General features: G+C 68.8%; 12 protein-coding genes. 11 read left to right on the top strand and 1 reads right to left on the bottom strand.

The features are described 5' to 3' along the window. Nucleotides 1-5: 5 nt before the first annotated feature. Nucleotides 6-1,475, bottom strand: coding sequence for an LPXTG cell wall anchor domain-containing protein (locus ACQ1RG_RS03480; protein ID WP_167560655.1), 1,470 nt, complete (start codon nucleotides 1,473-1,475; stop codon nucleotides 6-8). Nucleotides 1,476-1,774: 299 nt separating this feature from the next. Here ACQ1RG_RS03480 and dcd point away from each other — a divergent pair, with 299 nt between their 5' ends. The 11 genes from dcd (at nucleotide 1,775) to ACQ1RG_RS03425 (ending at nucleotide 13,524) form a co-directional block, all read left to right on the top strand. Further along, nucleotides 1,775-2,353, top strand: a complete 579-nt coding sequence (dcd, locus tag ACQ1RG_RS03475) for a dCTP deaminase (RefSeq protein WP_009376566.1) — start codon at nucleotides 1,775-1,777, stop codon at nucleotides 2,351-2,353. Continuing rightward, nucleotides 2,350-3,357, top strand: coding sequence for a hypothetical protein (locus ACQ1RG_RS03470; RefSeq protein ID WP_009376564.1), 1,008 nt, complete (start codon nucleotides 2,350-2,352; stop codon nucleotides 3,355-3,357). The genes dcd and ACQ1RG_RS03470 overlap by 4 nt, the downstream gene beginning before the upstream one ends. 160 nt (nucleotides 3,358-3,517) lie before the next feature. Then, complete coding sequence (locus ACQ1RG_RS03465; RefSeq protein WP_009376558.1) at nucleotides 3,518-6,577, top strand: Na+/H+ antiporter subunit A; 3,060 nt, start codon at nucleotides 3,518-3,520, stop codon at nucleotides 6,575-6,577. Further along, entirely contained in the window at nucleotides 6,574-7,173 is a 600-nt protein-coding gene (locus ACQ1RG_RS03460) for a Na(+)/H(+) antiporter subunit C (protein ID WP_009376556.1), read from the top strand. The genes ACQ1RG_RS03465 and ACQ1RG_RS03460 overlap by 4 nt, the downstream gene beginning before the upstream one ends. Continuing rightward, nucleotides 7,170-8,750 (top strand): Na+/H+ antiporter subunit D, encoded by a 1,581-nt coding sequence (locus ACQ1RG_RS03455; RefSeq protein ID WP_009376554.1) that lies wholly within the window; start codon nucleotides 7,170-7,172, stop codon nucleotides 8,748-8,750. The genes ACQ1RG_RS03460 and ACQ1RG_RS03455 overlap by 4 nt, the downstream gene beginning before the upstream one ends. Continuing rightward, nucleotides 8,750-9,352, top strand: a complete 603-nt coding sequence (locus ACQ1RG_RS03450; RefSeq protein WP_009376552.1) for a Na+/H+ antiporter subunit E — start codon at nucleotides 8,750-8,752, stop codon at nucleotides 9,350-9,352. The genes ACQ1RG_RS03455 and ACQ1RG_RS03450 overlap by 1 nt, the downstream gene beginning before the upstream one ends. Next, the gene (locus tag ACQ1RG_RS03445; RefSeq protein WP_009376550.1) at nucleotides 9,349-9,936 is read left to right on the top strand and encodes a monovalent cation/H+ antiporter complex subunit F; all 588 of its coding nucleotides are present in this window, start codon (nucleotides 9,349-9,351) and stop codon (nucleotides 9,934-9,936) included. Before ACQ1RG_RS03450 ends, ACQ1RG_RS03445 begins: the two co-directional genes overlap by 4 nt. Then, nucleotides 9,926-10,321 (top strand): monovalent cation/H(+) antiporter subunit G, encoded by a 396-nt coding sequence (gene mnhG / locus ACQ1RG_RS03440; RefSeq protein WP_009376548.1) that lies wholly within the window; start codon nucleotides 9,926-9,928, stop codon nucleotides 10,319-10,321. The genes ACQ1RG_RS03445 and mnhG overlap by 11 nt, the downstream gene beginning before the upstream one ends. Further along, nucleotides 10,311-11,063: a response regulator transcription factor gene (locus tag ACQ1RG_RS03435; protein WP_009376546.1), complete on the top strand. Its 753-nt coding sequence runs from the start codon at nucleotides 10,311-10,313 to the stop codon at nucleotides 11,061-11,063. The genes mnhG and ACQ1RG_RS03435 overlap by 11 nt, the downstream gene beginning before the upstream one ends. Next, entirely contained in the window at nucleotides 11,060-12,835 is a 1,776-nt protein-coding gene (locus ACQ1RG_RS03430) for an ATP-binding protein (RefSeq protein WP_009376544.1), read from the top strand. The genes ACQ1RG_RS03435 and ACQ1RG_RS03430 overlap by 4 nt, the downstream gene beginning before the upstream one ends. Continuing rightward, nucleotides 12,832-13,524 (top strand): hypothetical protein, encoded by a 693-nt coding sequence (locus ACQ1RG_RS03425; RefSeq protein WP_100227397.1) that lies wholly within the window; start codon nucleotides 12,832-12,834, stop codon nucleotides 13,522-13,524. The genes ACQ1RG_RS03430 and ACQ1RG_RS03425 overlap by 4 nt, the downstream gene beginning before the upstream one ends. Nucleotides 13,525-13,545: the final 21 nt, after the last annotated feature.

Here is a 13,545-nt window from a genome sequence, read left to right as displayed (position 1 = left end):
GATCGTCAGAACTCCGCAGGATCGTCGGCGGCCGCGTCGGCGCGTCGACGGGTGATGACGACGGCTGCCGCGCCGACGACGAGGAGTCCCGCGCCGAGCGCGAGTCCGGTCATCTCGGCACCGGTGCGGGGCAGGTCGTTCGAGGCGCCGCTGCCGGAACCGCTGCCGGAGCCATTTCCGCTGCCGGAGCCGTTGCCGTTCTCGGACACATCGGTGCCGTTGGTGACGACGGTGAAGCTTCCGCCCTGCGGCTTGTCGAAGCTCTCGGCCTGGACACGGACGTTGTACGTGCCGAGCACGGCCTTGACCTTGGCCTGGACGCCGAAGGTCGCCTTGCCCTCGGAGTCGGCTTCCTTCGACATCGTGTAGCGGTCGACCTTGCCCTGGGCATGCTCGACGACGATCGTGATCTTCTCACCGGGCTGGGCACCGGTGACGCCGAGCGTGACGCCCTTGTTGAGGAAGTCCTCGGAGGTGATCTCCGTGGGGTCGATGATGAGGGCCTGCGGTGCCGCGGCCGGCTGCTTGTCGTCCTTCGCCCCCTCGTCGGTCGAATCGGTCGACTTCTCCGAGGGCGTGCCGGTCTCCGACGGTTCAGCCGTCTTGGACGGCTCTCCGGTCTCGGACGGGGTGTCGGTGGGAGCGGGGCCCGTCTGCGTCGGCGAGGGCTGACCGGTCTCCGACGGCGTCGGATCCGCAGTCTTGCTCGGCGTCTGCGTCGGGGTCTCCGTCTTCGTCTCCGACGGGGTGGGCTTCGCCGTCTCGGTCGGCTTCGCGGTCTCCGTCGGCTTCGCGGTCTCGGTCGGAGCCGGCGCGGTCGTCGACGGGGACTCCGTCTTCGTCTCCGACGGGGTGGGCTTCGCCGTCTCGGTCGGCTTCGCGGTCTCCGTCGGCGTTCCGGTCTCGGACGGGTCCGGCGAGGCGGTGTCCGTGGGAGCCGGGGCGGTCGGACGCTCGCAGGTGTTGCCGGCGCCCGAATCGTCCTTGTCCGAGTCCTTCGCGACGACCTCGAAGGTCACCTTCGAGGAGTCCTTCTCGGACTTGAGGTCGGTGAGGTAGAGCGTGTACGTCCCGAGCGGCACCTGAGCGCCTTCGGTGGTCGAGAAGAAGTAGGTCCCGTTGACCTTCCCGTTCTCATCGACGGTGAGCTTCGTCTCCGGGGTGTACTTCGTGCCGTCGGTGCCGACGACCGTCACGGTCGCCTTCTCATCGGCGGTGAATCCGGTGCCGGAGAACCCGATGCCCTCCTTCTTGTCCACGATCTCTTCCCGACTGACCTGCGCCGCGGACACAGTGGCCTGCGGGGTGTCGCTGTCGGGGACGGTGGAGTCGCTCTGGGGCCCGGCGCCGTCATAGGCGCAGAGCGGGCCCTGGGGCACCGTAGGAGACGCGGTCGACGCGAACGCGGGAGCGCCGGCGAGACCGGTCAGTGCAACGGCTACTGCGGGGGCAAGCACAAGACGCGAGGTCTTCACAGTAATGCCTTTCGGTTGATGTCAACCCACAAAAGGCGATGGAACTCCCGGCATTCCCTGGCTGAGAAGAGGAAGGCACCATCGTGCGCGGGTTCGTACAGCACCCCACTCTAAAGCATTCACTCAGGCGCATGGCGAGACACACGGAGGCAATTCAAGGATTTATCGCAGGATCGTTATCAATTCGTGACAAAGTAACGGCGTGTCGCACCCGACTCCTGCCTCGCCGAGGTGGTTCCCCGCCTCGCTGCCCCCGTCGTGACTGCGCGCCGGGGTCCGATCCGACTACCATCAGGGGTGTGACTCTCCTTTCCGACCGCGACATCCGCGCCGAACTCGAATCCGGTCGCATCGCGCTGGACCCCTGTGACCTCTCGCTCATCCAGCCTGCGAGCGTCGACGTCTGCCTCGACCGCTACTTCCGGCTCTTCGACAACCACAAGTACGCGGTCATCGATCCCTCGCTCGAACAGCCCGAGCTCACCCGCTTCGTCGAGGTCGATCCGGCCGAGCCCTTCGTCCTCCACCCCGGGGAGTTCGTCCTCGCCTCGACCCATGAGCTCGTCACCCTGCCCGACGACGTCGCGGCCAGGCTCGAGGGGAAGTCCTCGCTCGGCCGTCTCGGTCTGCTCACGCATTCGACGGCGGGGTTCATCGACCCGGGATTCACCGGTCATGTCACCCTCGAGCTCTCGAACGTCGCCACGCTGCCGATCACGCTGTGGCCGGGGATGAAGATCGGCCAGCTCTGCTTCTTCCGGCTCAGCTCCGCCGCCGAGGTCCCCTACGGCTCCGAGGCCACAGGCAGCCGGTACCAGGGTCAGCGCGGCCCCACGGCCTCACGGTCGCACGCGAACTTCTTCCGGAGGGCCATGTGATCACCCGGCGGGAGCTGAGGAGGCAGCGGGAGCAGTCCGGCGGCGGTGCCCCCGCCGTCGAGGGACTCGCCGCGGACCTGCGCGGACGCCACCTCCTCCTCCTCGACGCCGAGATCGAGGTCTCCGACGTCCTCGCCCTCGTCCACAACAGGCTCCCCGACGTGCCGCCGCGCCTGAACGAGAACGATCAGGTCCGTCTCTCCCGCCATTCGCGGCTCAGTGCCGGGGTCGACCTCGACGAGGCGACGGTCGCCGCGCTCGAGATCCCCGAGTGGTCCCGTCGCGCCGTCGTCCTCGACACTCCGCGCGACCGGGAGCCCGCGCCGCCGCCGGAATGGTTCGAGGACGCGGACGGACTCCATGAGGCGTTTCCCGCGGGCCTTCCCGACCGTGAGGAGGAGCGCGCGCTCAGCCTCCTCATCTCCATCGCCTCGCGCCTGCATCTGGCCATCCGCCTCGCCGACGAGGACGGGATGGGCACCCGCGTGCTCGTGCCCGATCCCGAGGCGAAGGTCGATCTCTACCTCTACTCCCCGTACTGGCTCGACCCCGATGTCGCCCTCTCGCTCGTGCGCACCCATGCCCCGCATGCCTTCCAGCAGGAGCTGCCGACCCCCGATGCCGCGGTGCTCGCGCAGACCTCGCTCGACGATCCTCTCTTCGACTCCTCCGCACCCGTCGTCCTCGACGGCTACTCCCTCCTCATCCCGCTCGGCGAGATCGACGAGGCGGCCGGGGCGATCGAGATCCGCGTGACCGAGGCCGAATGGGTGCCCCCGATCGTGCGGGCGAGCACCGAGCTGCCGCAGATCGAGTACCACGTCCACTGGATGGACGCCGAAGAGGTCCGCTACCGCCCAGGCCATGATCGCCGCTTCCGGCAGATGCGCGCCGAGGTGGCCGCCCTCGTCGATCGGATCGGCGCCGAGCTGCTCTCCCGGAGCGACGGCATCGGCCTCGATGAGAACGGGTTCCTTGTCACATCGGCGCAGCTGCGGGCCTGATCGGGCACGGCAGGCGGCATCATCGTGTGACGGTCCGTCTCGGGTGCTCCGCGCCGGTCCGTTGATTGGGAGAACGACCACTTTCCATGCGAAAATACTGTTGAGCAGGTCTCGATCGCCACACAACGGAAAATGACGGAGGTGTCCGCCGGTGATAGCCATGACAGGAGCCTTTTTCGGGGCTGCTGTCATTGCCTACCCGCTCGTCCGACTGCTCGGCCGCAACGCCTTCCTGCTGCTGGCCCTCGTCCCGCTCGCCGGCCTCGTCTACACCCTGACGACCGCCTCGGCGATCTTCGGGCCCGGGGGAGCCCCGCTCACCGAGACGCTCGACTGGCTGCCCGCGCTCGACCTCGAGGGCGTCTTCCGCCTCGACGTCCTCTCGTGGATCATGAGCCTCATCGTCACCGGGGTCGGCACGCTCGTCCTCGTCTACTGCTCGCGCTACTTCCCCGCCGACGAACCCGGCCTCGCCCGCTTCGCCGCCGTCTTCATGGCGTTCGCGGGGATGATGTACGGACTCGTCGTCGCCGACGAGCTCCTCATGCTCTTCGTCTTCTGGGAGGGCACGACGATCTTCTCGTACCTCCTCATCGGCCACAGCCAGTCCCGCCGCCGCTCCCGGCAGGCGGCGCTGCAGGCGCTCATCGTCACCACCGCCGGCGGTCTGGCGATGTTCGTCGGGATGGTCCTCCTCATCGTCACCACCGGCACCGGACGCATCTCCGTCCTCGTCGAGCGCGCCGAACTCGGCCTCGACACCGGACCCCTCGTCGTCACCGCCGTCGTCCTCCTCCTCGTCGGAGCGATCTCGAAGTCGGCCCTGCTGCCGTTCCACTTCTGGCTGCCCGGTGCCATGGCCGCTCCGACCCCGGTGAGCGCCTACCTCCATGCCGCGGCGATGGTCAAAGCCGGCATCTACCTCGTCCTCCGGCTCGCACCCGGCTTCCACACGCTTCCCGGCTGGACGGAGATCCTCCTCACCGCGGGCCTGCTGACGATGTTCATCGGCGCGTGGCAGGCCCTGCGCCAGACCGACCTCAAGCTCCTCCTCGCCTTCGGCACCGTCTCCCAGCTCGGCTTCCTCACGGTGGTCTCCTCGTTCGGCACACCGGACATCACCAAGGCCGCGCTCGCCCTCCTCGTCTCCCACGCGCTCTTCAAGGCCTGCCTCTTCCTCTGTGTGGGCATCATCGACCACCGAGCCGGCACCCGTGACCTCACGAAGCTCTCCGGCGGCTGGCGCGCCTTCCCCGTCGTCGCCGTGTGTGCGACGATCTCGGCGGCATCGATGGCGGGTCTGCCCCCGACCTTCGGCTTCGTCGCGAAGGAGGCGGTGTACTCGACCCTGCTCGACGCCGGCACGAAGACCTCGATCATCGCCCTCGTCGGGATCATGATCGGCTCGGTGCTCACCGTCGCCTATTCGGCCCGGTTCGTCTGGGGTGCGTTCGGGACGAAGCCCGGCGTCGACGACATCGCCCGCCGGGAGGAGAACGTCACGCTCGTCGTGTCTCCGATCATCCTCACGATCCTCACGCTCGCCCTCGGTCCGTTCGCGATGGTCGTCGACACCTACGTCGAAGCCTGGAGTGCGTCCCTGCCGGCGACCGACCCGGCCGACGGCGAGTACTACCTGGCGATGTGGCACGGCTTCGAACCCGCGCTCGGGCTCTCCGCGGTCACCATCGCCGCAGGTCTCCTCCTCTTCGTGTTCCGCGACCGCTTCGCCCGGGTCCAGGCGACCCTGCCGGCCGGCTTCGACTTCCACGACCTCTACCGGCGCCTCATCAGCGGCATGGAGATCCTCGCCCTCTGGGTGACCTCCCGCACCCAGCGCGGATCGCTGCCCTTCTACCAGAGCGTCATCTACCTCGTCCTCGTCGCCGGGGTCGGTCTCGCCGTCATCTCCAACGACACATGGCAGATCCGGTTCACGCTCTTCGACACTCCGCTCGACTTCATCGTCGCCGGCGTCCTCATCGTCGTCGCGATCGCCGCCACCCGAGCGAAGAAGCGCTTCACCGCCGTCGTCGTCACCGGCATCTCCGGCTACGCGATGGTCGCGTTCTTCGCGTTCATGGGCGCCCCCGACCTCGCGCTCACCCAGGTGCTCGTCGAGACCATCACGATCGTCGTCTTCGTCCTCGTCCTCCGCCGCCTGCCCGCCCGGATCGGTCAGAGCACCGGCCGGTTCACCCCCGCATGGCGCGCGATCATCGGCGCAGCCGTGGGCGTGACGATGATGATCGTCGTCCTCATCGCCGCAGGGGTGCGGATGACCGAACCGGCCTCCGTCGACTTCGCACAGCTCGCCTACGAGATCGGGCACGGCCAGAACGTCGTCAACGTCACCCTCGTCGACATCCGCGTCTGGGACACCTTCGGTGAGATCTCCGTCCTCGTCGCCGCCGGCACCGGAGTCGCCGGACTCATCTTCGTCCGCGGCCGCGAGGGCCACCTCGGCCGCTTTTCCGCGGGTCGCGAGGGCATGGACCGGCGCGGCCGGCTCCGCTTCCAGCCCGTGCCCGACGAGGTGGCGCCGCGCCCCGGCAGCGTCATCGACGGCACCGAGCACGAGGACCTCGAGACGCGGCGCGCCTCGTGGCTCATCGCCGGACGCACGCTGGCCCCGCGCAACCGCTCGATCATCCTCGAGGTCACCGCCCGCCTCATCTTCCATGCCGTCCTCGTCTTCTCCGTCTACCTCCTCTTCACCGGGCACAACACCCCCGGCGGCGGTTTCGCCGGCGGTCTCGTCGCCGGTCTCGCCCTCGTCGTCCGCTACCTCGCGGGAGGCAAGTTCGAACTCGCCGAGGCGGCGCGGTTCACGCCCTCGGGTCTGCTCGGCACCGGACTCATCCTCTCCGTGCTCACCGCGGTCGGCGGATGGTTCTGGGGCGACACCGTCTTCAAGTCCGTCTTCGTCGAAGCGAACCTGCCGCTCCTCGGGGAGCTCAAGTTCGGCACTCCGACGTTCTTCGACATCGGCGTCTACCTCATCGTCGTCGGCCTCATGCTCGACATCCTCCGCTCACTCGGCGCCGAGGTGGACCTCCACCAGGAGCGCGACGAACTGCTCCTCACCGACCGGCTCAACACCTCGCTCGGGCTGGCGGAGAACTTCGGCGCGGAGGCCGAACACAAGGCCGTGTCGAAGATCCTCAACCGCGTCAACCACCTCGAGGTCGACAACGGAGCGGAAGGGGGACGGCTGTGAGTCTGCCCTTCATCATGGTGCTCGCGATGGGCGTCCTCTTCGCATGCGGCGTCTACCTCATGCTCGAGCGCTCGCTCACCCGCGTCCTCCTCGGCTTCATCCTGCTCGGCAACGCCGTCAACCTCCTCATCGTCCTCACCGCTGGTCGCGGCCGCCCGCCGCTGACCGACGGGAAGAACCTCTCGACGGAGGGCATGTCGGACCCGCTGCCGCAGGCGCTCGTCCTCACGGCCATCGTCATCACCTTCGCCGTCACCGCGTTCCTGCTCGCGATGATCTACCGGTCGTGGCGTCTCGTGCGCGCCGACTCCCTCCAGGACGACGCCGCCGACCTCCAGGTCGCGATCACGAAGATGATCGACTCGGAAGCCGAGGCGAGCACCGACTACGACGACACGGAGTTCGGCGACGAGGCCGAGAGCCCGATCCGCGGGGCCGTCGACCTCGACGACGATGGGACTCCCGCTCAACGCGAAGCCGAGGCCGAAGCCGCTGACGCCGAGGCCGCGGAGACCGACCGGCCTGCTGCGGAGACCGACGGGCACGGCACCGATGACGAGGACAGCGACGACGACGGGAAGGGGGAGCGACGATGACCGAACTCCTCGCCGTCCTCATCCCGATGCCGGTGCTGCTGCCGCTCATCGGCGCCGGCCTCGCCCTGGTGCTGTCGAAGCATTCGCGCTCGCAGAACCTCGTCTCCCTGCTCACGCTCTCAGCGGTCATGGTCATCGCCGTCGTCCTCCTTGTCGGCGTCGACCAGGAGGGTCCGCAGGTCGTTGCGATCGCCGGGTGGGAGGCGCCGGCGGGCATCGTCCTCGTCGCCGACCGGCTCTCGACGCTCATGCTCGTCGTGTCCTGTCTCGTCACCCTGGCCGTGCTCATCTACGCGCTCAGCCAGGACGCCTCCGACTACTCGGACGAGACCCCGATCTCCGTGTTCAACCCGAGCTACCTCATCCTCTGCGCAGGTGTCGCGAACGCGTTCCTCGCCGGCGACCTCTTCAACCTCTACGTCGGCTTCGAGATGCTCCTCCTCGCCTCGTACGTCCTCCTCACCCTGGGAGCGACAGCCGAGCGGATCCGCGCGGGAGTCACCTACGTCGTCGTCTCACTCGTGTCCTCGGTCATCTTCCTCACCGCGATCGGCGTCATCTACGCCGCGACGGGCACGGTGAACATGGCCCAGCTGGCCGAGCGACTCGACCAGCTGCCGCCCGATGTGCAGATGATCCTCCACGTCCTCCTCCTCATCGGCTTCGGCATCAAGGCCGCGATCTTCCCGCTCTCGTTCTGGCTTCCCGACTCCTATCCGACGGCCCCCGCCCCGGTCACCGCTGTGTTCGCGGGCCTGCTGACGAAGGTCGGCATCTACGCCATCATCCGCACCGAGACCCTGCTCTTCTCGGATTCGTCCCTGAGGGTGCCCCTGCTCGTCGCGGCGGGCCTGACGATGATCGTCGGCATCCTCGGCGCGATCGCACAGTCGGAGATCAAGCGCATCGTCTCCTTCACGCTCGTCTCCCACATCGGCTACATGCTCTTCGGCGTCGCCCTCGGCACAGCGTTCGGGCTCGCCGCCGGCATCTACTACACGGTCCACCACATCATCGTCCAGACCGCGCTGTTCCTCGCCATCGGCCTCGTCGAGATGCGCGGCGGATCGACGTCGACCCGGTCGCTGGGCGGACTCATGGTGCTCTCGCCGGCGCTGACGATCGTCTTCTTCATCCCGGCTCTCAACCTCTCCGGGATCCCGCCGTTCTCCGGCTTCATCGGCAAGGTCGCGCTCTTCGAGGCTGGGTTCGAGGACCACAGCTGGCTCGCCACCGTCCTCATCATCGCCGGCACCCTCACGAGCCTGCTCACCCTCTACGTCATCGGCCGCACCTTCAACCTGGCGTTCTGGCGCGACCCCGCGGACGCGGAGGACCCCAACGAGGAGCTCGTCGAGGAGTTCGCCGAACGCAAGCGCACCCTGCTGGAGGGACGGACCTGGCGCTCGCGCATCGGCGTGCCGGGACCGATGTTCGCCGCCACCTCGGCGATCGTCGTCGTCTCCCTCATCCTCACGATCGCCGCCGGACCCCTGTGGGACCTCTCGGAGCGGGCGGCGGAGAACCTGCAGAACCCGATCACCTACGTCAACGAGGTCCTCGGAGGTGAGGGCTGATGAGTCCGCGCACGTCCCCACCCAAGGGCCGCCGGGTCATCCAGCAGCTCGTCCTCGTCTTCTTCCTCGTCCTCCTCTGGGTGATGCTGTGGGACTCGCTCACCGTCCTCAGCGTGGTCACCGGCATCATCCTCGCCTTCCTCGTCACGCGGGTGTTCTACCTGCCCCCGGTCGTCCTCTCGGGTCGCTTCAACGTCGTCCATGCCCTCGTCTTCGCCGGCTGGTTCGTCGTCTCGATGGTCATCGCCTCGATCGAGGTCGCGTGGTTCTCCTTCCGGCCCAAGGCCGTCGGCGCGGGCTCGGTCATCGCGTGCGATCTGCGGACCCGGTCGGACCTGATGATGACGCTCGTCGCCGACACCGCGAGCCTCATCCCCGGTTCGATCATCGTCGACAGCGACCGGGCCCGCGGTCGCCTCTACCTCCACGTCCTCGACGCCGACACCGAGGAGAAGATCCGCGCCGCGAAGCGCCAGGTCTACCACATCGAGGAGCTGCTCATCCGGGCGCTGGGCTCGACCCGTGACCTCGCAGCCCTCAAGGTCGATCCGGATCCGCTCGACCACCCGACGCCCACCGACGACCGGGGAGGCCGGCGATGACCGAGACGATCCTCCACATCATCGTCGTCACCGCCGCGGTCCTCTTCGCCGCCTCGGTGTTCCTCGCCCTCTACCGCGTCATCCGGGGACCGTCGATCCTCGACCGCATGATCGCCACCGACGTCATCCTCGCCTCGCTCATGTGCGGCCTCGGCGGCTTCATGGCCCTGACCGGTCGCACCGACCTCCTGCCCGTGCTCATCGTCTTGGCGATGCTCGGCTTCGTCGGCTCCGTGAGCGTGTCCCGATACGTCTCGAAGTCCGATTCGATGACCCCCGGCGCCGAGGTGGGGGCCCTGAGCGACTTCTCCGCCTCCGACTGGCACGTCGGTCGCGACGAGGCCCCGCAGGCCGACTCGTCGACCTGGCCCGACGATGTCGCCCGCGGCATCTCGAACGTCCCCGACGGCCCTGTCGAGGTCACCGTGCGCGACGAACCCGTCGTCCCGCTCGCCGAGGACGAGATGGGCGCCGACGCGGCCGCGAACTCTCCCGGTTCGGCCGAGGAGGGACTGGGGTCCGGGCCCGACCCCGGCCCCGACGACGCCGATGACGGACCGAAGGGGGGCCACGATGGTCCTTGACATCATCTCCGCGGTCCTCGTCCTCGCCAGCGGCGTGCTCTCCCTGGCCGCTGCCGTCGGTCTGCTCCGGTTCGGCGATCTGCTCTCGCGCATGCACGCGAGCGCGAAGCCCCAGGTGCTCGGCCTCATCCTCGTGGCGATCGCCATCGCCATCCACTTCCCGACGTGGGCGACGGTGACGACCCTGGCGATCATCGTCTCCTTCCAGCTCGTGACGATTCCCGTTGCCACGCACATGGTCGGCCGTGCGGGATATCGCACCAAGCACCTGCGTCGATCTATGCTGTATCGAGACGAGCTGGCCGAGGCAGTGGATCGGGCAGAAGCGCGGGAGGTCGCCAGAGAACGGCGACGCGAGTTCGGAACGGACGAGAATGACGGCTGACAGTCAGCGTGAACACCAACCACTGGTCCTCGTGGCCGATGACGAACCCGATGTCCTCGGTGCAGTGGTCCCGTTCCTCCAGCGCTCGGGGTTCCGGGTGCTCGCAGCCGGTGACGGTCTCCTCGCCCTCGACGAGATCCGCCGGCACAGTCCCGATGTCTGCGTCCTCGACGTGCTCATGCCCGGTGCCGACGGGCGACAGGTGCTGCGGCAGCTGCGCCAGGACGAGAACTGGGTGCCCGTGCTCCTGCTCACCCAGGTCGGTGAGGCGGTGGAGCGGGCGATGGCGCTCGAGGAGGGCGCCGACGACTACCTCAACAAGCCCTTCGATCCGCATGAGCTCGTCGCCCGGATCCGGGCGGTGCTGCGGCGCACCCGCACCGAGGGTCCGCCGCTCGCGACGGCGCCCGTGCTCGTCTCGAGCTTCGGTCTGCGCGTCGACCGCGTGGGCAGGCGGGCGTGGCTGGGCCAGCGCGAACTCGTCATCACCCCGAAGGGCTTCACCCTGCTCGAATACCTCATGGTCCACCAGGACGAGCTCATCGATCGGGCGCGCCTGCTCGAGGTCCTCTGGGGATTCGAGGAGGCCGTGGGCACCCGTGCCGTCGACTCACGGGTGGCCGAACTGCGCCGGGTACTCGGCGAGGATGCCGCGGAGCCGCGGTGGATCGCGACGGTGCAGGGACGCGGCTATCGGTTCGTCGGAGAGGTCCACGGTGAAGAGGGGATGCGACGGGTATGACGAACTTCCTGGTCATCGAGGTCCAGATCTGGCTGTTCCTCCTCCTGCTCCTCCTCGTCCTCACAGGCATCGCTGCGCTCGTCTTCTTCGGGTGGCGGCGACTGCGCAAGCGTGAGGCGCAGCTGCGCGAATCGATCGAGACGGCCGCGGCCGAGGATTCGATGGCCAAGCGCAACCGCATGCTCATCCGCCTCGACCACGAGCTGAAGAACCCGCTCACGGCCCTGCGGACCTCGGCGGCGACGATCCGCGAGGTCGCCAGGCAGGGCGGGTCGATCGCCGAGGTCGAACCCGCGGCCAAGCAGGTCGACCTCTCCTCCCGCCGAGTCGCCCGACTCCTCGCCGATCTGCGCAAGCTCGCCGACGTCGAGACCCGAATCATCGAGTATTCCCGTGTCGACCTCGACCGGCTCATCCACCAGGCCGTCGAGGATGCCTCGACCGCGCCCGGGGCCGAGGACCGGATGATCGTCGCGACCGTCGCCCGGGCCCCGTGGCGACTGCCCGACGTCGCCGGTGAGGAGGACCTCCTCCTCACGGCGATCCTCAACCTTCTCGGCAACGCTCTCAAGTACTCCTCGCAGGCTGAGGTCGTCGAACTCCGGGCGAACGAGCAGATCATCGACAATCACCGCTGGGTCGTCGTCGAGGTCGCCGACACCGGCAGCGGCATCCCGATCTCCGAGCAGGACCAGGTGTGGGACGAGCTCTCCCGCGGCTCCCGGGTGCGTGCGGTCGCCGGATCCGGCATGGGTCTCTCGCTCGTCCGCTCGATCGTCGCCCGGCACGGCGGTTCCGTGCAGCTCTTCAGCCAGGAGGGCGTGGGCACGTCCGTGCGCATGGTCCTGCCCGTCCTTGCCGACGCCGCGCCCGTCGGTGCGCCGCCGATGGCCGAGGGCGGAGAGCGCGCAGCCGCGGGATCGCATCCCGTGCAGCCCGTGCAGAATCCGGATATGCGCCATGCCCCCGGGTTCCTTCCACCGCGACAGCCGAGCGAGGACGAACTCAAGGGCCGCATCCTCGGCACGCCGAGGCGGACGTCGAAACGCCGCCTCGAACGCGTCGACGGGACGCTCATCGACCGGTCGACCGGCGAGTCCGTCGGTGCCGGCTTCCCGACCGATTCGGGTCAGCATTCGCAGTTCAAACCGGTGCGCGGCCCGCGGCCCGACCAGCAGGGCGGGTCGCAGCAGCCGAACTCGGGCCCGCAGCACATCGGCCAGCCGAACTCTGGACCCCAGCCTGTCGGGCACCCCGGATCGGGGCCTCAGCCTGTCGGCTATGCGAACCCCGGCCCCGATAATCGCGGTGTCGGCCAGGCCGGGCCTCAGCAGTCGTTCGGCAGTCAGCCCGGAGGTCGACCCTATCCGGGCGGCGCTCCGCAGCAGTTCCCCGGCCCCCAGCAGAGTGCGGGCGCGCGGCCTGCCGGTCCGGGTTACGGCGCCCCGCAGGGGCAGGCGCCCGTCGGCAGTCAGCCGGGCCGGCAGCCGGGTGACCCGGGAGACCGTCACGGCTCTCCCGCGCACCAGGGCCAGCCAGCGCAGTTCGGCCAGCCCAACCGACCCGCCCAGTACCGTCAGTCCGGTGCGCCGCAGGGGCAGGCGGGCAACCCCGACCCGGTGGGAAGCAGGCCGACTCCACAGGGCGGCACCGGGCATCCGCCCCGGACCGCAGACGAATCCGGCGCGCAGGGCGAGGACGGCCGGCGCACCGGTGAGGAGCGGGAGTTCCCGACCCGGCGTGAGCTGAGGGCGCGAGGCGATTCGCAGTGACTCGGGTGTCGTGGCCACGGGCGGTCGTCGCCGGCAGCACGGCCGCGACCCTGCTGCTCAGCGGCTGCTCGGTTCTCCAGATCCGCACGGCAGAGCGCGAATCGGGTCCGATCCGCGTCGCCGTCGAACGGGAGGCCGGCGAGGATCCGACGACAGTGCCGACGGGGCCGACGATTCCCGAGGGGATGGAGACCAAGCGGCTCAACCTCGGCGCGGACTGTCCCGTCGACGTCAGCTTCGCCCTCGGCTCCGACTGGTACGAAGGCAGCAGCACTCCGGCCTTCGTCGTCTTCAGCCGGGGCACCTCGCTCACCGACAGCGACACGATCATCGTCTCGTGCAACGAGGCCTTCGACGATTCGCCTAAGGCCGTCATCGACGCGAAGAAGCAGTACTCGTTCTCCGAGCAGGGCTCGACGGTGACCGCCGAGCGCACCGGCAGCATCGCCTCCGGTTACTACTGGACGTTCCAGGGCGTGCTCGGAGAGAGCGAGATCTTCGCGATCAACCAGCAGCCCACCGCCATGTACGGGGCGCGGATCGGCTACCAGACCAACGGCCGCCTCGTCGACGTCGCCGTCGAGATGCGCGCCCTCCAGAGCAACGAGGCCGCGGCCGAGGACTTCAAGCAGATGATGCCGACGATCCAGATCGACGGAGTTCCGGTGCCCTCCCCGACCTTCAAGTGACCCGCCAGTGAGTCGCCTCGC

It is taken from the genome of Brevibacterium sp. K72 (assembly GCF_050562175.1).
In the GTDB taxonomy this organism is placed as follows: Bacteria; Actinomycetota; Actinomycetes; order Actinomycetales; family Brevibacteriaceae; genus Brevibacterium; species Brevibacterium casei.
The sequence above is the reverse complement of the archived record's forward strand: the minus strand, read 5'-3'. Positions and strand labels throughout refer to the sequence as shown.

Excerpts from the sequence above, each read along its gene's own strand:
- ACQ1RG_RS03465 (WP_009376558.1), top strand. The coding sequence starts at position 3,518 with ATGACAGGAGCCTTTTTCGGGGCTGCTGTCATTGCCTACCCGCTCGTC.
- ACQ1RG_RS03455 (WP_009376554.1), top strand. The coding sequence starts at position 7,170 with ATGACCGAACTCCTCGCCGTCCTCATCCCGATGCCGGTGCTGCTGCCG.
- ACQ1RG_RS03450 (WP_009376552.1), top strand. The coding sequence starts at position 8,750 with ATGAGTCCGCGCACGTCCCCACCCAAGGGCCGCCGGGTCATCCAGCAG.
- ACQ1RG_RS03445 (WP_009376550.1), top strand. The coding sequence starts at position 9,349 with ATGACCGAGACGATCCTCCACATCATCGTCGTCACCGCCGCGGTCCTC.
- mnhG (WP_009376548.1), top strand. The coding sequence starts at position 9,926 with ATGGTCCTTGACATCATCTCCGCGGTCCTCGTCCTCGCCAGCGGCGTG.
- ACQ1RG_RS03435 (WP_009376546.1), top strand. The coding sequence starts at position 10,311 with ATGACGGCTGACAGTCAGCGTGAACACCAACCACTGGTCCTCGTGGCC.
- ACQ1RG_RS03430 (WP_009376544.1), top strand. The coding sequence starts at position 11,060 with ATGACGAACTTCCTGGTCATCGAGGTCCAGATCTGGCTGTTCCTCCTC.